Below are 18,933 nucleotides of genomic sequence, written 5' to 3' on the forward strand. Positions count from 1 at the left end.
ACTCCGGGCGTCGGGCCGAAGCCTCAGCCCCAGTGATCAACTCTGTTATGATCGGAGGATGAACCGGGGGGTTTGTGCTTTCCCCCGGGGCGCGCAGTGAAACGGGGGGCTACAATTTTCAGTGCAATCCGAAGTCATGTTTATACGCCACGCGATGAGCCGCGTAATGCACGTCATGAGCAACAGGTCGACGAAGGAGAATCCGTAGGCCGACTGCTTCGCGCCTGGCGCGGCAGGGTCGTACGGCGGAATGTGGGCCTGCATGTGGTCCGCAGGTCCACGAACGGCCTTTCGCAGGCCGAAGTGGCACGGCTGGTCGGGGTGAGCGAAGGCTGGTACCGCTCGCTGGAGCGCGGTACGCGACGGGACTTCTCCGACTCCTTCCTGCTCCGCGTCGCCGAGACTCTGCAGCTCAGCGAGGCGGAAGTGCTCACCCTCTTCCTAGGCGCAGCAGGCCGCCGACCGCCTGCGGACCCCGCCGGGCAGCTGGCGGACATCCCTCCGGAGGCGCTGGCTCTCCTGGAGCACCAAGCTCCGAACCCTGCCTACATTTCCGACGGCGCGTGGAACATCGTGGCCGCGAACTCCGCAATGGCGCAGTGGTTCCCCTGGTCGGTCGCCCCGCGCGCGAATCTCATGCGCTGGGCACTCCTGGCGCCCGAGGCCCGTACGCAACTGGTGAATTGGGAACGGGAATTCGCGCAGGTATTCCTGGCGATGCTGCGGCTCGCCAATAACCGCGACCCGGGTAATTCTCCGGTGCGGTCACTGACCCGCGACATTCTCGCGGCGAATGCCGACTGCCGACGGATCTGGGCCGAGGATCACGATGTCGTGGAACACCGGTCCGGCCAACGCTTCGCACTGCGCCTGCCTTTTCACGGGGATACCGAAATAAGCGCGATGAGTCACGTTTTCCGGCCGATGGAGTGCCCGGAGTCCCGTTTCGTCGTCATCACCCGCTGAATTGCCTGTTGTTCTGTCACGGGTCTGCTACAAGTCATGGGTTGCCCCTTCCGCTCGAAGGAGGCAGCCCATGGCCGACGGCCGGCGAGAGAGGGAAGTTTGCCGATCCGGCCCCCTCGGTGCAGGCGTCCCGCTAGCTTGAGCGCGTGACGCACGAGAGGGACGACCTGGCCGCCGAGTGGTGGAACAGCATCGTGGTGTGTGCCGGCCTCGGGCATGGGCATTACCGCGACCTCGATCCGTTCCCCGACTGGTGGGTCGCGTACTCCGACAGCACCACCACACGCGTCGGCAACCGTCTGCGTTTCCTTCTGCTGCAGCCCAAACTGCTGGCCGCGATCAGCACTGAGCTGGCCGCCGCCGACGATCCCGCGGCTCCCTCCCTGAGTTCGACGCTCCTCGCGGAAGCGGAGGAATTCACCGGCCTTCCGGCAATCACATCGGACGTCGCGCGGCTCGACGAGCCCAAGCAGCAATCGCACCGCGCCGACGCGCATCGGATCCGCGAACTCCAGTGCGCCCTGACCCGCCTGGACGCCTTCACGTCGTGGGTGCGCGACACCCTGGCCGTCGACGCGGGCCTGCGCCACTACCAGTACGTCGACTCCGTCCCGCCTCACGAGTCGTCGCCGTGCGGCGTGGTGCGCCTGCGCGCGCCGCTCGTGCCGCGTGCCCCGGGTTCGTTCTCGGTCTCCGCCGGTCCGCAAGGACCGTTCATTTCAGCCGCCTGACCCTGCGGGAGTGGGCGGCCGAGCCGTCAACGAACCCTCAGGGAACAGAACATGCTCGACTGGTCCGACCCCGAACACCTCGCCGTGACCGCCGCACTCGCGATCCTGATGCTCGTCGTCATCTTCTTCGGCGTCCCGATGGTGGCCAACGCGGCCCCGTCGCACGCCGACTGGTGGCTTGCGAAAGCGGAAGGCGCCTTCGCCCGTGGGGAAAGGTTCTTCGGCTCCCTCCGCACACGGTGCGCGGAACGCCGCCGTCGCCATCGCAAGTAGCGCTGCGAAAGCCGATGGGCCCGTGGCCTGGGGCGTGTCCGGCGGATCAGGCCGGCTTCAGGGTGCGGCTCGTTCTCGGTGCTGGTGAGCGGGGCCTGGTGCGTGCAGCTGCAAGGCGGAGGAGGGAGGCGACGCGATGGGGGTCCCCCCTGTTCGAGCGCAGTCGAGAACTTGGGGGAGTCAGCGACCGACGACAACGCCGCAGATGTGCGTGCCAGACCCCGCGGCCCAGGCATGATCCGCCGGACACGCCCCTACCTCGGGACGCGGGCCCAGCGGCGTACCAGCGGCCACGACGCCATGCCCAGCAACAGCGCAAGCGGATGCCCCCAGTTGCTGAGCGGGTCCGCGAACTCCAGCAGGTCCTGGAGCAGCATCAGGCCGACTCCGAACAGGACAGCCGCCCGGAGCCACCGGTTCAGCAGGCCCGACAGGGCGCCGACGCTCGCCATCAGGCCGAAGCTGATGCCGTAGTCGAGGCGGTGCAGCGAACTGTCCGGCAAGTGGCCCGCCATGACGGAGAGTCCGACCGGGACCTCCGTCGCAAGCGTCGCCACCACATGCCCGAGCAGGAAGACCCCGGCCGTGCGCCAGCCGCCGACGCGGCGTTCCAGCGCGGTCAGGACGAAGACGAAGCCGATCGCGTACGGGGATGCCAGTCCGCCCGCGACCCACACCGCGCTGGCCACGAGGACGAGCAGCGGGGTGTCCGCGAGGTGCGCGGCGTCAGTGCTGGAACCGCGCAGGGCTGCCGAGACAGTGGCCGAGTCGGCGTACTCGGCGAAGAGGGAGGTCGCGACCAGGACGAGGGCGTAGCAGAAGGTGAAGGGGGTGCCGGTGGGGGTGGGGACGAGGTGCCGGGGACGCCACCGGCGTGCCGCCGGTACGTCGCTCGCGGGCACGGGGGCCGGCGCGGGCGCGGCGGGGTGTATTCGCTGCCTGGGGATCGCGGCCAGCAGACCGTCGGCGCTCACGGTCCCGGTTTCTGCCGGCCCGGTTTCCGTCGGCCCGGTTTCAGTTGTCGTTGCGCGGTGCACTGCGTGAGGCCCCTTCGGCCGACTTCGCATCGGTGTTCCTTACGGACAACGCCCACCCTCTGCGATCATCTCCGCCCACGGCTATGGCACGCGTCACACGGCGCGACGCCCACGCCCACGCCCACGCCCCCGGCTTCGGCTTCGGCTTCGGCTTCGGCTTCGGCTTCGGCTTCGGCTTCGGCTTCGGCTTCGGCTTCGGCTTCGGCTTCGGCTTCGGCTTCGGCTTCGGTAAAGGCTTTGTTACGGCCGCCCTGCCCCGCAAAAATGCCGGGGACGACCGACGCAGTCACGATGCGTCACGAACCGCCCGGGAGGTTCCCGCCCCATGCAGGCCCCGTACGTATCCACCGCCGCGCACGCCGCCCACATCGCCGACACCGCCCCCACCGCAGTCACCGTCGACCGGCGCGACGGCCCGTACGGCGAAGTCGTCCTGCGGGAGCGCGGTGCGCACTTCGAAATCATCGCCAACGGCTGCTTCCTGATGGACACCTCCGACGGCCGCTCCGAGCGCCTCCTCATCGACGCCGCCCTGGACGCGCTTCCCGCTGATTGCCACTCCCCCGCCCTGCTCATCGGCGGCCTCGGCGTCGGCTTCTCGCTGGCCCGCGCGGCCGCGCAGCCGCGCTGGGGGCGGATCGCGATCGTCGAGCGTGAGCGGGCCGTCATCGACTGGCATCGCGAGGGGCCTCTGTCGCGGATCTCCGGCGACGCGCTCGCCGATCCGCGATGCGAGATCATTCACACCGATCTCGTGGATTACGTCCGGGAAAACCGAATCGGGGGACTTGGTCCGTACCAGGACACGTACGACGCGCTCTGCCTCGACATCGACAACGGACCCGACTGGACCGTGACCGACGACAACGCCACTCTCTACTCCCCGCAAGGGCTCGCGGCCTGCATGAGTCGGCTGAGACCGGGCGGAATCCTCGCCGTCTGGTCGGCGCAGCCGTCCGCCGACTTCGAGGATGCGATGCGGAATGCCGGATTCAACTTGGTAAGGACGGAAGAGATCCAAGTTGCCCGGGGCGTTCCTGACGTGGTTCATCTCGCGAATCGCCCTGCGTAGCCGGGACACCTTCACTGCCTCTACGCTGCTGCCCTACACGTGGGAACTAGCAGAGAACTCCCAGGGGCGGGGCAATGGAGCAGACACACACCAGCCACAACGGCCTCGCGGCCACTCCGGGCGCGCAGCGCCGGGTGCTGGTCGTCGAGGACGACGCGACCATCGTCGACGCCATTGCAGCGCGACTGCGCGCCGAGGGCTTTCAGGTGCAGACGGCCGTGGACGGCCCGGCGGCGGTGGACGCGGCCGAGGCGTGGCAGCCCGATCTCATGGTTCTCGACATCATGCTGCCGGGATTCGACGGGCTCGAAGTGTGCCGCCGTGTGCAGGCGCAGCGTCCCGTTCCCGTGCTGATGCTGACGGCCCGCGACGACGAGACCGACATGCTCGTCGGTCTCGGCGTCGGCGCCGACGACTACATGACCAAGCCGTTCTCCATGCGCGAGCTCGCGGCCCGGGTCCATGTCCTGCTGCGCCGGGTGGAGCGGGCGACGCTCGCCGCCTCGACGCCGCGCAGCGGCATCCTGCGCCTCGGCGAGCTGGAGATCGACCACGCACAGCGACGGGTGCGGGTACGCGGCGAGGACGTGCACCTGACGCCCACCGAGTTCGACCTGCTGGTGTGCCTGGCGAACACGCCGCGCGCCGTGCTCTCGCGCGAGCAGCTGCTCGCCGAGGTGTGGGACTGGGCGGACGCGTCGGGCACCCGGACAGTCGACAGCCACATCAAGGCCCTGCGCCGGAAGATCGGAGCGGAACGTATCCGCACGGTGCACGGCGTGGGCTACGCACTGGAGACCCCGCCGGCATGAGCCGTCCGGGGAACGGGCTGCGTCCCTTCTCGATCAAGACCAAGCTCGGCACTCTCGTCGTCGTCTCGGTCTTCATCACCACCGGCCTGATCCTGGTGGCCCTGCGCACCAAGACCGAGCTGCGCTTCATCACCGTCTTCTCGGTGATCGCCTCGATGCTGATCACCCAGTTCGTGGCGCACAGCCTGACCTCGCCGCTGGACGAGATGACGACCGTGGCCAAGTCCATCGCGCACGGCGACTACACCCGGCGCGTGCGCGGCGCGGGCCGCAGGGACGAGCTGGGCGACCTGGCGGCCACGATCAACCGCATGGCCGACGACCTGGAGTCCGTGGACCGGCACCGCAAGGAACTGGTCGCCAATGTCTCGCACGAGCTGAGAACCCCGATCGCGGGGCTGAGAGCCGTGCTGGAGAACGTCGTGGACGGGGTCTCGGCCGCCGACCCCGAGACGATGCGTACGGCGCTGAAACAGACGGAGCGCCTCGGACGGCTCGTCGAGACGCTGCTGGACCTGTCCCGGCTCGACAACGGCGTCGTGCCGCTGAAGGCGCACCGCTTCGAGGTCTGGCCGTACCTCTCGGGCGTACTGAAGGAGGCGAACGTCCTCGCCTCGCAGCGCGGTCTCGCCTCCGGGTCGGGCAGGCATACGCGCACGGACGTGCATCTGCACCTGGACGTCTCGCCGCCCGAGCTGACCGCGCACGCGGACATCGAGCGGCTGCACCAGGTTGTGGCGAATCTCCTCGACAACGCGGTCAAGCACAGCCCCCCGCACGGCCGTGTCACCGTGCGCGCCCGGCGCGGGCCGCAGCCGGAGAGCCTGGACCTGGAAGTACTGGACGAGGGGCCCGGCATCCCCGAGTCCGAGTGGCACCGGGTGTTCGAGCGTTTCAACCGCGGCACCCTGCCGTCCCCGCACGGTCCCGGCAGCGACGGCGGCACGGGCCTGGGCCTCGCGATCGCGCGCTGGGCGGTGGATCTGCACGGCGGACGCATCGGGGTGGCCGAATCTTCTCGTGGTTGCAGGATCCAGGTCACCCTTCCGGGAATCGTGCGACCGTCCAGTTGACGTAGGGTTCGAACCGGAGCCACACGTTCTGCGTGTACTCCATGGGAGGTACGGTCCGGCGGGGCCGTGTCCACGGTCCGGCCTGTCCGGGCCACAGCGGAACCACGCATGTTTCCCGCCATTTCCTGCGCCGAAACCAGCACTCCGGTGTGACTTACGCGACGGATGGCCCGCCCGGCCTGCACCTCTCGGCCGGGGAGGCGTAGCCTTTATTTCCGCTGTCCATCACCTTGCGAAGCGGAAGAGGGCGGTTAACGCCGTGTCGTCTCAGTCCCCCAGTAGCTCGAGCATCTCGACCGACCAAGACGGGCAGGGAAAGAACCCTGCCGCTGCCTTCGGTCCCAATGAGTGGCTCGTCGACGAGATCTACCAGCAGTACCTCCAGGACCCGAATTCGGTCGACCGCGCCTGGTGGGACTTCTTCGCCGACTACAAGCCCGGTACCACGCCCGCGGCGGAGAAGCCCGCCGCGGACACCACCGGGGCCACCACCGTCGCACCCCAGGCCGCGCCGGCCCCTGCCGCGCCCCCCGCCCCGGCTCCGGCTCCGGCCGCAGCGCAGGCCCCGGCTCCGGCTCCGGCCCCCGCCAAGGCCGCACCGGCCGCGCCCCCGGCCGCTCCGGCCGCCAAGCCCGCCACCGCCCCCGCACCGGCCGCCGCACAGCAGGCCGGCGTGCAGGCGAAGGCCGAGCCCGCCGAGGCCCCTGCCGGCCCCGAGTTCGTGACGCTGCGCGGCCCGTCCGCCGCGGTTGCCAAGAACATGAACGCCTCCCTGGAACTCCCCACGGCCACGTCCGTGCGCGCCGTCCCGGTGAAGCTGCTGTTCGACAACCGCATCGTCATCAACAACCACCTCAAGCGCGCCCGTGGCGGGAAGGTCTCCTTCACGCACCTCATCGGGTTCGCGATGGTGCAGGCCCTCAAGGCCATGCCGTCGATGAACTACTCCTTCTCGGAGAAGGACGGCAAGCCGACCCTGGTCAAGCCCCCGCACGTGAACCTGGGCCTGGCCATCGACCTGGTGAAGCCCAACGGCGACCGCCAGCTCGTCGTCGCGGCCATCAAGAAGGCCGAGACGCTCAACTTCTTCGAGTTCTGGCAGGCGTACGAGGACATCGTCCGCCGCGCCCGCGCGAACAAGCTGACGATGGACGACTTCACCGGAGTCACCGCGTCGCTGACCAACCCCGGCGGCATCGGCACCGTCCACTCCGTGCCCCGCCTGATGCCCGGACAGGGCCTCATCATGGGCGTCGGCGCGATGGACTACCCGGCCGAGTTCCAGGGCACGTCGCAGGACACCCTGAACAAGCTGGGCATCTCCAAGGTCATGACGCTGACCTCGACGTACGACCACCGGGTCATCCAGGGCGCCGCCTCCGGCGAGTTCCTGCGGATCCTCGCCAACATGCTGCTCGGCGAGAGCGACTTCTACGACCAGGTCTTCGAGGCCCTGCGCATCCCGTACGAGCCGGTCCGCTGGCTCAAGGACATCGACGTCTCGCACGACGACGACGTCACCAAGGCCGCGCGCGTCTTCGAGCTGATCCACTCCTACCGGGTCCGCGGCCACGTCATGGCCGACACCGACCCGCTGGAGTACCGCCAGCGCAAGCACCCCGACCTCGACATCAACGAGCACGGGCTCACGCTGTGGGACCTGGAGCGCGAGTTCGCGGTCGGCGGCTTCGGCGGCAAGTCGATGATGAAGCTGCGCGACATCCTCGGCGTACTGCGCGACTCGTACTGCCGCACCACCGGCATCGAGTTCATGCACATCCAGGACCCCAAGCAGCGCAAGTGGATCCAGGACCGTGTCGAGCGCCAGAGCTCCAAGCCGGAGCGCGAGGAGCAGCTGCGCATCCTGCGCCGGCTGAACTCGGCCGAGGCCTTCGAGACCTTCCTGCAGACGAAGTACGTCGGCCAGAAGCGCTTCTCGCTGGAGGGCGGCGAGTCCGTCATCCCGCTGCTCGACGCGGTCATCGACTCCGCCGCCGAGTCGCGCCTCGACGAGGTCGTCATCGGCATGGCCCACCGCGGCCGCCTGAACGTCCTGGCGAACATCGTCGGCAAGTCGTACGCCCAGATCTTCCGCGAGTTCGAGGGCAACCTCGACCCCCGGTCGATGCACGGCTCCGGCGACGTCAAGTACCACCTGGGCGCCGAGGGCACCTTCACCGGTCTCGACGGCGAGCAGATCAAGGTCTCCCTGGTCGCCAACCCCTCCCACCTGGAGGCGGTCGACCCGGTCGTCGAGGGTGTCACCCGCGCCAAGCAGGACGTCATCAACAAGGGCGGTACGGACTTCACGGTCCTGCCCGTCGCGCTGCACGGTGACGCGGCCTTCGCCGGCCAGGGTGTCGTCGCCGAGACGCTGAACATGTCGCAGCTGCGCGGCTACCGCACCGGCGGCACCGTCCACGTCGTCATCAACAACCAGGTCGGCTTCACCGCCGCCCCGGAGGCATCGCGTTCCTCCATGTACGCCACGGACGTGGCCCGCATGATCGAGGCGCCGATCTTCCACGTGAACGGCGACGACCCGGAGGCCGTGGTCCGCGTCGCGCGGCTCGCCTTCGAGTTCCGCCAGGCGTTCAACAAGGACGTCGTGATCGACCTCATCTGCTACCGCCGCCGCGGTCACAACGAGGGCGACAACCCGGAGTTCACCAACCCGCAGATGTACACGCTGATCGACAAGAAGCGCTCGGTGCGCAAGCTCTACACCGAGTCCCTCATCGGTCGCGGTGACATCACGCTGGAAGAGGCGGAGCAGGCGCTCCAGGACTTCCAGGGCCAGCTGGAGAAGGTCTTCACCGAGGTCCGCGAGGCCACCTCGCACCCGGCCGCAGCGCCGGTCACGGGCCCTCAGGCCGAGTTCCCTGTGCAGGTCACCACCGCGGTCTCCCAGGAGGTCGTGAAGCGGATCGCCGAGTCGCAGGTCAACATCCCGGAGCGGATCACCGTCCACCCGCGCCTGCTGCCGCAGATGCAGCGCCGCGCGGCCTCCGTGGAGAACGGCACCATCGACTGGGGCATGGGCGAGACCCTCGCCATCGGCTCGCTGCTGATGGAGGGCGTCCCGGTCCGGCTGTCCGGCCAGGACACCCGCCGCGGCACCTTCGGCCAGCGCCACGCGGTGCTCGTCGACCAGATGACCGGCGAGGACTACACCCCGCTGCAGTACCTCGGCGACGACCAGGCCCGCTACAACGTCTACGACTCGCTGCTCAGCGAGTACGCGGCGATGGGCTTCGAGTACGGCTACTCGCTGGCCCGCCCGGAGTCGCTGGTCATGTGGGAGGCCCAGTTCGGTGACTTCGTCAACGGCGCGCAGACCGTCGTCGACGAGTTCATCTCCTCGGCCGAGCAGAAGTGGGGCCAGACCTCGGGTGTGACCCTGCTCCTCCCGCACGGTTACGAGGGCCAGGGCCCGGACCACTCGTCCGCCCGCCCCGAGCGCTTCCTCCAGATGTGCGCGCAGAACAACATGACGGTCGCCATGCCGACGCTGCCGTCGAACTACTTCCACCTGCTGCGCTGGCAGGTCCACAACCCGCACCACAAGCCGCTCATCGTCTTCACCCCGAAGTCGATGCTGCGTCTGAAGGCCGCGGCGTCGAAGGCGGAAGAGTTCACCAACGGCGGCTTCCGCCCGGTGATCGGCGACTCGGCCGTCGAGGCGGCCGCCGTCCGCAAGGTCGTCTTCTGCACCGGCAAGGTCTACTACGACCTGGAGGCCGAGCGTCAGAAGCGCGGCACCACGGACACCGCGATCATCCGCCTCGAGCGCCTGTACCCGCTGCCGGGCACGGAGCTCCAGGAAGAGATCGCCAAGTACCCGAACGCCGAGAAGTACCTGTGGGCGCAGGAGGAGCCGGCGAACCAGGGTGCGTGGCCGTTCATCGCGCTCAACCTGATCGACCACCTCGACCTGGCGGTCGGCGCCGACATCCCGCACGGCGAGCGCCTGCGGCGCATCTCGCGCCCGCACGGCTCGTCCCCGGCGGTCGGCTCGGCGAAGCGCCACCAGGCCGAGCAGCAGCAGCTGCTCAACGAGGTCTTCGAGGCGTAGTTCCGGACGCGTACGACCCGGAGGGCCCGGCACCGCAGCACGCGGTGCCGGGCCCTCCGGCGTACGGTCCGGGCGTACGGTCAGATCGTCTGCGGCTCGAAGTCCCAGTACGGCCGCTGCCCTTCGAGCATGTGCCGCACCTGCTGGTGCTCCTGGAAGAAGTTCTCCGTGAGCCGCTCCACGGCGCCCCTCTGGATCGCTTCGCCCGCGTCGGCGTCGCCCAGGGTGCGCAGGTCCTGCGCCAGACCGGCGGCGAGGTTGAGCGTCAGGACATGGGCGTCGCCGACGGCCCGCCGTGCCCGCTCCAGGGCGTCCCTGCCGAGCGCCGCGGCGCCCTCCACGTCACCGGCGGCGGCCCGCGCGGACGCGGTGTTCATGGCGCAGCCCACGGACCAGACGTGCGCGGCGCCGAGCGCTGCCTGCATGTTCTTCCTGGCCTGCTCGGCCCGTATCAGCGCGGCCTCGTGTTCGCCAGCGTCGCGCTGGATGAGCGCGCAGTTGTCGAGCGCCCCCGCGGCGTACGGGTGGGCGTCCCCGAGGAGTACGGCGTACCGCTCGGCGGTGGTTTCGGCGATCTCCCGGGCCGCGGGCAGGTCGCCCATGTTCCGCAGCAGCATGGCGTAGTCGGTGCTGACCAGCAGCGCCTCCGGATGGGCCGCGCCGCGGCGCCGGGTGATCCGGTCGCGGACGGAGCGCATCAGCGCGGCGGCGTAGCCGAGATTGCCGTCGCGGCGCATGCAGAGCGCGAGGTTGTGTTCGGCCAGGAGGGTCTGGCTGTGGTTCTTGTCGAGCACCTGGGCGTGCAGCCGGCAGTTCTGTTCCTGCACGGCGAGCGCCTCGCCGTAGCGGCCGAGGAGCCGCAGCATCCAGGCCGTGTGCAGGCCCGCGTGCAGGGTGAGCCGGCTCTTGCCCCCGAAGAGCGCGATGCTCGATTCGAGGATCTCGTTGTGGAGGTCGTGGGCTTCCTGGTAGCGGCCGAGGAGCCCGATCGCGATGGCCAGGTTGGAGCGGATGGACAGGATGCGGGGCACCTGGAACTCGCCGAGCAGGTCGGTGGCGCTGTCCGCGGCGTCCTGGAAGAGGGCGCGCGCCTCGTCGTACGCGCCGAGGGCCATCAGGGTGCCGCCGAGGCCGTTCTTGGCGCGTACGAGCTCGATGGGACCCGCCTCGGGGGCGGCGCTGACGCGTTCCAGGGTGGCCCTGCCGATGTTCTCGGCCGCCGTGTAGTCGCCCAGTCGCCGTTCCATGTTGGCCAGTTGGTGCAGTGCGACCAGTACGTCCGGGTCGGTGGGCCCGGAGAGGGCCTGCCAGGAGTCGACGGCGGCCCGGCTGAGGCGCCGCCCCTCGGTGTATTCGCCGCGCACCCGCAGATATTCGACGCAGTTGAGTACGACGGCACGCACATCGCGGTCGGTGGACTCCAGCGCCCCGGCCTGGGCGAGGTGCGGCACGAGTTCGGCGTACCGCTGCCAGTGGCGGCCGCAGCCCGGGTCGCGCGGGTCGCCCGCGACCAGCACGCGGCAGGCGATGGCCGATGCCCGGGCGTGCTCGCCGGGCGCGAGGTGGTTGCGTACGAAACGGTGGAAGAGCCGGTGCATCCGCAGTGTGCCGACGGTGACGATGTCCATGCGCGGCCCGGGCTCGTACTCCACGCGCATCGAGGTGGCCTCGGAGAGGGTGCGCAGCGCGGAGTTCCAGGTGCTCGGCTCGCCGACCAGCGCCGCCAGATGGTCCGGCAGATCGCCGGCGCGGGCGACGCGCAGCAGCCGTGCGGGCACCACGTCCGGTGAGAAGAAGCAGAGCAGGACGAGCAGTTCGTACACCGGCGGATGCTGCTCCCGCAGTCCGTTGACGGTCCTGCCCCAGGCGGCCTGGAAGCCGACCGGATACTCGCGCGAGGGTTCCACGTCGGCGACATGGGGGTCGCCGTACTGGAGGTGGCGGACGTAGTCGGGGACGGACGCGGTGGGGTGGGTGTCCAGCCAGGCTGCCGTCTGGTCGATGAGGAGCGGCAGGTCCTGGACGGCCGAGGCGAGCCGGTCGGCGTGCTCGGGGGTGAGGCGTCGGGTGCGCAGGCAGGCGAAGGCGACGCTTTCCTCGCGTGCGAACGACGGAAGCCCGACGAGTTCGGCGCCCTTCTGGGACCAGGTGGTCCGGGGCGTGGTGATGAGGAGGTGCCCGGGCCCCTCAGGCAGCAGGGTATCCAGCGCCTCCGGGTCCTCGGCGCCGTCGAGTACGACGAGCCAGCGGCGCCGGCCGCGCAGGGCGTTCTTGGCTGCCTCGATGAGGTCGGTGAGTTCGGCGCGGCCGCCGTGTTCGACGCCCAGCTGGTCGGCGAGTGCGGCGAACTCGGAGCGGGCGCGCAGGCGGACGGAGGCGCTGACCCACCACACGATGTCGTACTCGCCCGCGTGCCGGTGCACATACTCGATCGCGACCTGCGTCTTGCCGACGCCGGGGGGACCGTGCAGGGCGACGCGGGCCCCTTCGCCGCCTGCGGCGAACGCGTCGTGGAGCTGTTCGAGGATTTCCTCACGGCCGGTGAAACGGCGGTTGTGGCGCGGGGCGTTGTGGACGTCCTGCAAGTCGTCGGGGAAGCGGGGGCCGCGGGCCAGATCGACCGGCCGCCCCGCTTCGGCCGCCACTCCGGCGGTGGCGAGCAGCCGGCGGGACGCTTCGGCGGGCCCCAGGCCGCGCAGGCGGACCGGGGCGAGCGGGGCGGCCTCGTCGGGCAGCGTGGCGGCGGTGACGGTGACGGAGGCGATGCGCTCCCCGTGCACCCGTACGACCTGGCGCAGTACGGCTTCCCAGGCGCGGCGGCGCTCGTCGGTGAGGCGCAGGAACCAGTCGTCGATGACGATGAGGAGGCGTCCGGGGCGCTCCAGGAGCTCGGTGAGGACCGACTCCTCGGCCGCCCGGTGCAGGGGGTCCCATCGGACCAGGCCAGGTCGCGCGTCCGTGCCGGCCAGCTGGAATTTCATCCAGTCGACCCAGGACTGGGACTGTCCCGCGTAGACGACTGTGACGTACTGCTGTGGCGCGCTGGGCATTCTGCGGCTCTCCTCGGTCCCGGAGACGTACGGTGTTCAGCGTCCGGAAAGCTATTTCATTGTGCGTCAAGTTCTCATTAAAGAACGTGAGTTGACTGGGTCCGCGTCAATACGGACGGTAGCTGTTCGGCGACCCGTCCTGCGGCGTGTCTGATGAGCCGCTCCAGGTCGGCGCAGTACACGCTGGGGTGCCGGAACCCGGAGTCCGTCGCGTAGCGGTGGGCGTAGTTGCCGCCGCCGCAGACGCGCAGGACGGGGCAGGCCAGGCACTCGTCGGCGAGCGCGCGCGCTCCGAGGTGGCGGGCGGCTATGCCGGGGTGGCGCAGTGCCTCGTCGAAGGAGTTGCGGGTGACGTCCAGGCCGGTGCCGGGGGCGCCCGCGTAGGCGGTCTTGAGCGAGTCGACCTGCTCGATGCTCCCGTCGGTGTCGACGACCACGGCGGCGAGGGGGGAGAGCCCGACGGACTCGGCGGCGCTTTCCGCGCCGAGCAGCAGTGCGACGATCTCGGTGAACAGCCGGACGCGGGGGCGGACGCCGTCCGGTGACTGCCACCACAGGTCAAAGGCGCGGGCCAGCCAGTCGCCGTACGGCGTGGGGCGTGGCCGGAACCGGCCCGGTCGCGCGCCGCCCCAGTGGGCGTGCGGCAGGAGGAAGTCGACGGCGGGCGGTCGGAGCGCGGCCAGGGAGCCGTACACCTCGTCCGGGTCGGTCGCGGCGTCGACGGTGCACAGCACGCCGGCGTACGAGGCCGGGTACTCCTCGGCGAGCAGGCGGGCCGCCCGGGAGGCGGCGGGCCAGGACAGACGTCCGGCATGGTCTGTGCGGCGTGCGTTGAGCGCGGGCGTACCGCCGTCGAGGCTGAGGCCGACGCGGATCCGGGCGGCGGCGAGGCGGTCGAGGGCGGGGCGGGTGAGCAGGGTGCCGTTGGTCTGCACGGTGGCGGTCACCTCGGTGGCCGGGGACACGGGAGTGACGGTGGACGCAGTGGTGACGGCGGAGACGGCGCGGCGTACGGCCTCCGCGTAGGCGATCACCGGCTCCGGGCCGCGGAGCAGCGGCTCGCCCCCGTGCAGTTCGATCCGGATCCGGGACAGCCGGTGGGCGGCGGTGTGCTCGGCGATGCGGTGGGCGGTGCGGCGCACGGTGTCGTCGGAGACGCGGGCGGGCCGCTCACGCCAGCTGGCGTCGGGGCTGCGGTAGATGTAGCAGTACGTGCAGGCGAGGTTGCACCGGCTGTGCACCTTGAGCACGAACTGGTGGAAGGGGACGACCGGGCCGTCGCCGCTCATGGAGCGTCTTCGTAGTACGCGACGACGGGCTCGCCACTGGCCTCGCGCTCGCGCAGTTCGGCCAGGACGGCGGCAAGGGCGGGATGCGCGACGTCCTCGGGCGCGGGGCGGCCGAATGCGGGCAGGGGTAAGCCGGAGAGCTCGGCGGACGGGGTCATGCGTCGCCCGCCTCGATGCGGTGGACGGCCGCGCGTACGGCGTCCGCATCGGCGGAGTCGCCCTCGCCGGCCGTCTCGTAGAGGCGCAGGGCCGCTCGGTACTCCTCCAGGGCGCGGGCGGGTCCCGCGGTGCGCTCCAGGAGCGGGGCACGCCGGCGCCGGGAGGTGGCTTCCAGCCCGGTGAGGCCCGCTTCCCCGGCGGTCTCGGCAGCGCGCCGGTAGTAGTCCGTTGCCTCGTGCCATCGGGCCGACGTCGTGGTCCTCTTGGCCTGCTCCTCGGCGACCATGGCACGCAACTGCCAGCAGGCCACGGCCACTTCGGGATCCCCGGCCGCCCGAGCCGCCGCGCCCAGGACCCAGTCGGCCTCGTGGAGGTCGGACAGTCCGCCCCGGGCCGCATACCGCCGGTGCAGCGCGAGCCCGAGGGACATCCGCAGTTCGGGCATGTCGGAGTCCGACTCGGCGGTCTCGTCCACGGCGTCCCGTATGGCCCGGACGGCCTCGTCCCATTCCTCCGCCTGGAGCAGCGCGTGCCCCAGCATCCTCAGAGCCTGGGCCCGGAAGCTGTCGTCGGGGGACAGCCGGCTCAGCATCGCGCGCCAGACTTCCACTTCCTCGTCGAGGAAGGCCGGGTCGCCGGTACGCACGAACTTTTCGTCCAGCACCAGGCCCAGATCCTGGTAGCAGCGGTTGCGCCGGAGGTCGTCGTCACCCGCCAGGTGCAGAGCCCGTCGCAGTGCGGACAGCCTCTCTTCCAGTACCGAATCCGTGGCGCCCTCACGGGTCAGGCGCAGGGCGGTCGCCAGGTCGGTCCAGGCGTCGCAGAGCGCGCCGGCCGGTGCCCCCTTCAGACGCGACAGCCTGTCGATGACCTGGCGCAGGCCGGTGACGGCATCGGCCGCGTGCCGGTACCCCTGTGCGCGCTGCTCCTCGTCGGGATCCCAGTCGACGGGGCCCCGGCCCGCATAGTGCTTCGCCAGATCCAGCCGCAGTTGCGCGCGGTCGGTCAGACGCTCGGCCTCGTCTTCGTGGTCTTCGTGGGTCTGCCACGACTCCACTGCCTCCAGGGCGACTTCAAGTCTCTCGGCTGCCCACGGACCTGCCCCGCCGTACTCGGTCAGCAGTTGCGCGAAGGCCGGCCGGGACGCCCACTGGGCCGATGCGCCCAGCAGGTGGTTCAGGATGCGGTATCCCGCTTCTCCGAGTCCCTCGGGTTCGCGGTCCCGTACGACGACGACGCAGCGCTCCGCCTCCGTGTACAGGTCCATGAGCGCCGCCTCCGCGGAGCGTTCCCCTGCCGCGCGCTCGCCGAAGTGGTCCGGCAGGGCCTCTGTACCGAGACCGTTGTTGTCCACCTCGGCGGCAATGGCCATCAGTGCGGTTGCCCACAGCAGCAGCAGGTGCGGAGAGTCGACGTCTGCCTGCCGGAAGGCCTCGTGCGCACTGCGCAGATCCTGAACCGTCCGTCGCGCGTTCCAGCGGGACAGCAGTGCGCCGCCCAACTCCCCTTGCAGTGCCTGCCGTTCACCTGTCGCACGTTGACCTTCGATGGCGGCCTTCAGCAATACGATCGCCTCGTCGAGATCGCGCGCCGAGTGATCCCGGTGATACCTGAGCAGTACGTTCCGCGCCCGCGCCGCCAGCGCGCCGGGGTCGGCGTCCCCCGCCGGGTTCCCCGGCCCCCGCCCCGGTACCGGCGCGTGCCCGAACCGGCGCAGTACCTCCGCCGAGACGCGGGCGAAGGCCCGCAGCCCGTGGTCCTCGGTGGCGCCCTCGGTGCCCGGCTGCGCCTGGGCCTCGCCCGCGAGGTATCCGGCGGCCAGCGCGGGGAAGTTGCGTGCCGTACGCCCGTAACGGGACTCGACGTACTGCGAACAGTGCTTGAGCACCAGCTGTACGTCGCTCACCGCGATCTGCGCCAGCAGTTCCTGCCGCACCCCGTCGACGAACTCGTAGCCCGGCAGGCCGTCGAAGTCGCCGCTCTGCCTGAGCAGCCCGCCCAGCACCACCTCGGCGAGCACCTCGGGCCCGCTGTCGGCGAGCATGGCGCGCTGCACGAGCTGCATCACCGGCAGTACGAGCGGAGTCGCCGACAGATACACGGCGAGCCGCGCGGCGTCCGGGGAGGCCGTACGCCGGAACGCGCGCACCCGGTCGCGCGGCGACACCTCCCGGTCCGTGCGCCGGGCGGCGGTCGATTCCGGGTGGTCGGGCCGTACCCACCCGGCGACGGTGTACAGGCTCTGGCCGGTCGCGCCGGACACGAGACGGACCCAGGCGCGCAGCGGCCCGGGGCGCGGTGCGATGACCGGTACCGGCAGCGCCCCGTCCGCCGGCGCCCCGCCCCGTTCGGGCAGGAACGCGAGCCGCCCCGCGGGACCTTCGCGGCGCACCAGCTCCCCCGGGACGGCGGGCAGATGCGTACGGCGCCACATGCGCTGCGGCAGCGGCTGCACCACGGCGACCGGGGCGGTGGCGGCCCAGGAGTGCAGGAGGCGCTGCATCTGTCCGCTGCGCCACAGCGGGCCCGCGCAGTCGCTGAGGACCAGGGTCAGCTGATGCCCGGTGGGGTCGCGCAGTTCCTCGGGCCGGCACCGGACGGCATCGGGTGCGTCCGACAGCGCGATCCTGGCCTCGCCGTCGTCGCCCTCCCGTACATGGTGGACGCGCACTTCCCGGAAGGCTCCGGCGCGTTCGCAGATCTGGCGCAGTTCCTGGAGCGTCTCTCCCCACACCACCGTGGAGGTCGAGGCGTCCATGACGAGCTGCAGCCGCGCCTCGCGGCGCCGGGTGCCGCGCAGGACGGGGACGACGATCCGGGTGTCTGCGGCGCGTTCCGCCGTGAGCCGTTCGTCGAGCTGTGTGCGTACGGGCCTGGTCGGGGACCGGTAGCGCCGCAGGGGGCGTAACGCGCGCTGCAGGGCGAGCGGTTCGGGCAGTGCGGAGGCCGTGGGCACCCGCACCGTTCCGGCGCCGGGGCCGGCCGCGCCCTCGCCCGGCGCCGGTACGGTCAGTTCGGCCGCGGGGGCTGCCGGCAGCGGCGTACCGCGCGGGGCGGTGTCGTCCGCCCCGGCCGGTGCGGGCTCCGGCGGGCCGCTGTCTCCGTCCGCCGTCCCGCACGGCGGGCCACCCGGCTCCGGCGCTCCCTCCGGCCGTGCGGCGGGAACCCAGCGCGCCAGCCACAGGGCGTCGGCGAGCTCGTCGGCGTGCGGCTCGATCCCGAGGTCGCGCAGGCCCGTGACAAGCGCCGTGAGCGGTCCGCTCACGGCGTCGGCGACCGGCGTGTGCCTGCGGGTTTTCATGACGGTCTAACGCTGCCCGTGGTCGGCGGGGCGCAGCAGCAGCTTGCCGATGTCCTGCCGGTCCGCGTGACGGGTGAGGTAGATGGCGTTGAGGAGCTGGTCGGTGGGCCGGAGTTCGCCTCCGCCGCCGGTGGTGAACAGGTCGACGAGGTCCCGGTGGGTGTCGTCGGCCCGTTCGCCGAAGTGCGCCTGGACCATGGCGGCGAGGCGCTCGTCGCGCGGCGGGTCGAGGTGGACATGGATGCACCGGCGCAACAGCGGTGCGGGGAACTCCCGTTCGCCGTTGCTGGTCATCACGATGAAGGGGAAGGCGTGACAGCGCACCCGTCCGCCGGTGACCGGAATTCGCCGCCCGTCGTCACTCAGGACGTTTACCGTGCTCTGCCCCGGCCTGTCGGCGATCCGCTCCAGCTCCGGGATGCCGAACTCGCCCTCTTCCACCACGTTGAGCAGGTCGTTCGGCAGGTCGATGTCGCTCTTGTCGAGCTCGTCGATGAGCAGCACCCGAGGCTTTTTCGTCGGCAGCAGTGCGGTGCCGAGAGGCCCGAGACGGACATAGCGGCCGATGTCGGTCTGCTGCTGCCCGCCGTCGAGCTGTGCGTCCTGGAGGCGCCCGATCGCGTCGTACGTGTACAGGCCCTCCTTCAGCTCGGTCCGGCTGACGACGGGCCACTGGAGTACACGGCCGAGGCCCAGCTCGTACGCGACTTCGTGGGCGAGCGTGCTCTTGCCCGTGCCCGGGTCTCCGGTGACCAGCAGGGGGCGCCTCAGGTACAGGGCGGCGTTGATGAGCTGCAGCGCCTTGACGTCCTGCGCGGACAGGGCCGTGCGGTCGCCGAGCCGCCGGACGGAGGCGGCGTCGAGGGGTGGCGCCTCGCCCTTGTCGCCGGACAGCGGGGTGCCGTCGAACCGGCGCCAGCGGGGCGGTTCGGGGAGCTCGTCGATACGTTCGGGAGCGGGGGCTCCCTTGCCCTGGTAGATCAGCCACTCACGCATGGCTCGCTCCTCGTCGACGGTCGGTGGTGTACCGCGGCCTGACCGACGGGGGCAGTCGGTGCCCGCAACGGGCCCCTGAAAACGTACCCAATCGGCGAC

Annotated in this window: 14 protein-coding genes; 7 read left to right on the plus strand and 7 right to left on the minus strand. The window is 70.8% G+C overall.

Going from position 1 to position 18,933, the window contains the following annotated elements; translation table 11 throughout:
- The first annotated feature begins 96 nt into the window (after window positions 1-96).
- The 3 genes from J7I98_RS08550 to J7I98_RS08560 all read left to right on the plus strand — a co-directional run bounded on the left by J7I98_RS08550 (window position 97) and on the right by J7I98_RS08560 (window position 1,970).
- Window positions 97-966 carry a helix-turn-helix domain-containing protein gene (locus J7I98_RS08550; protein ID WP_214920001.1) on the plus strand — a complete coding sequence of 290 codons (870 nt, stop codon included), beginning with the start codon at window positions 97-99 and terminating at the stop codon, window positions 964-966.
- 146 nt (window positions 967-1,112) lie between these two features.
- A complete protein-coding gene (locus tag J7I98_RS08555; protein WP_214920002.1) occupies window positions 1,113-1,697 on the plus strand; it encodes a hypothetical protein in 585 nt (194 codons plus the stop codon).
- A gap of 51 nt (window positions 1,698-1,748) precedes the next feature.
- On the plus strand, window positions 1,749-1,970 hold the full coding sequence (locus J7I98_RS08560; RefSeq protein WP_214920003.1) for a hypothetical protein: 222 nt from the start codon (window positions 1,749-1,751) through the stop codon (window positions 1,968-1,970).
- 254 nt (window positions 1,971-2,224) lie between these two features.
- Here J7I98_RS08560 and J7I98_RS08565 read toward each other — a convergent pair whose 3' ends face one another.
- Window positions 2,225-2,944, minus strand: coding sequence for a rhomboid-like protein (locus J7I98_RS08565; RefSeq protein WP_308377708.1), 720 nt, complete (start codon window positions 2,942-2,944; stop codon window positions 2,225-2,227).
- 128 nt (window positions 2,945-3,072) lie between these two features.
- Window positions 3,073-3,297 (minus strand): hypothetical protein, encoded by a 225-nt coding sequence (locus J7I98_RS08570; RefSeq protein ID WP_214920004.1) that lies wholly within the window; start codon window positions 3,295-3,297, stop codon window positions 3,073-3,075.
- Window positions 3,298-3,332: 35 nt separating this feature from the next.
- Here J7I98_RS08570 and J7I98_RS08575 point away from each other — a divergent pair, with 35 nt between their 5' ends.
- The 4 genes from J7I98_RS08575 to J7I98_RS08590 all read left to right on the plus strand — a co-directional run bounded on the left by J7I98_RS08575 (window position 3,333) and on the right by J7I98_RS08590 (window position 10,039).
- On the plus strand, window positions 3,333-4,079 hold the full coding sequence (locus tag J7I98_RS08575) for a spermidine synthase (protein ID WP_251020342.1): 747 nt from the start codon (window positions 3,333-3,335) through the stop codon (window positions 4,077-4,079).
- A 74-nt stretch (window positions 4,080-4,153) separates the two neighbouring features.
- Complete coding sequence (locus tag J7I98_RS08580; RefSeq protein ID WP_214920005.1) at window positions 4,154-4,891, plus strand: response regulator transcription factor; 738 nt, start codon at window positions 4,154-4,156, stop codon at window positions 4,889-4,891.
- Complete coding sequence (locus tag J7I98_RS08585; RefSeq protein WP_214920006.1) at window positions 4,888-5,964, plus strand: HAMP domain-containing sensor histidine kinase; 1,077 nt, start codon at window positions 4,888-4,890, stop codon at window positions 5,962-5,964. Before J7I98_RS08580 ends, J7I98_RS08585 begins: the two co-directional genes overlap by 4 nt.
- Window positions 5,965-6,223: 259 nt before the next feature.
- The gene (locus tag J7I98_RS08590; protein WP_214920007.1) at window positions 6,224-10,039 is read left to right on the plus strand and encodes a multifunctional oxoglutarate decarboxylase/oxoglutarate dehydrogenase thiamine pyrophosphate-binding subunit/dihydrolipoyllysine-residue succinyltransferase subunit; all 3,816 of its coding nucleotides are present in this window, start codon (window positions 6,224-6,226) and stop codon (window positions 10,037-10,039) included.
- Between the two features lie 80 nt (window positions 10,040-10,119).
- On the opposite strand, the gene fxsT is transcribed toward J7I98_RS08590, so the two are convergent.
- The 5 genes from fxsT to J7I98_RS08610 all read right to left on the minus strand — a co-directional run bounded on the left by fxsT (window position 10,120) and on the right by J7I98_RS08610 (window position 18,834).
- Window positions 10,120-13,089 (minus strand): FxSxx-COOH system tetratricopeptide repeat protein, encoded by a 2,970-nt coding sequence (fxsT, locus tag J7I98_RS08595; RefSeq protein WP_214920008.1) that lies wholly within the window; start codon window positions 13,087-13,089, stop codon window positions 10,120-10,122.
- Between the two features lie 77 nt (window positions 13,090-13,166).
- A complete protein-coding gene (locus tag J7I98_RS08600) occupies window positions 13,167-14,378 on the minus strand; it encodes an FxsB family cyclophane-forming radical SAM/SPASM peptide maturase (RefSeq protein WP_251020343.1) in 1,212 nt (403 codons plus the stop codon).
- Entirely contained in the window at window positions 14,375-14,536 is a 162-nt protein-coding gene (locus J7I98_RS40880; RefSeq protein WP_251020344.1) for a hypothetical protein, read from the minus strand. Before J7I98_RS40880 ends, J7I98_RS08600 begins: the two co-directional genes overlap by 4 nt.
- Window positions 14,533-17,838 carry an SAV_2336 N-terminal domain-related protein gene (locus J7I98_RS08605; protein WP_214920010.1) on the minus strand — a complete coding sequence of 1,102 codons (3,306 nt, stop codon included), beginning with the start codon at window positions 17,836-17,838 and terminating at the stop codon, window positions 14,533-14,535. Before J7I98_RS08605 ends, J7I98_RS40880 begins: the two co-directional genes overlap by 4 nt.
- A gap of 6 nt (window positions 17,839-17,844) precedes the next feature.
- Window positions 17,845-18,834, minus strand: a complete 990-nt coding sequence (locus tag J7I98_RS08610; protein WP_214920011.1) for a MoxR family ATPase — start codon at window positions 18,832-18,834, stop codon at window positions 17,845-17,847.
- Between the last annotated feature and the right edge of the window lie 99 nt (window positions 18,835-18,933).

Origin of the sequence: Streptomyces sp. ISL-98, assembly GCF_018614055.1 — a bacterium.
Classification (GTDB): Bacteria; Actinomycetota; Actinomycetes; order Streptomycetales; family Streptomycetaceae; genus Streptomyces; species Streptomyces spiramyceticus.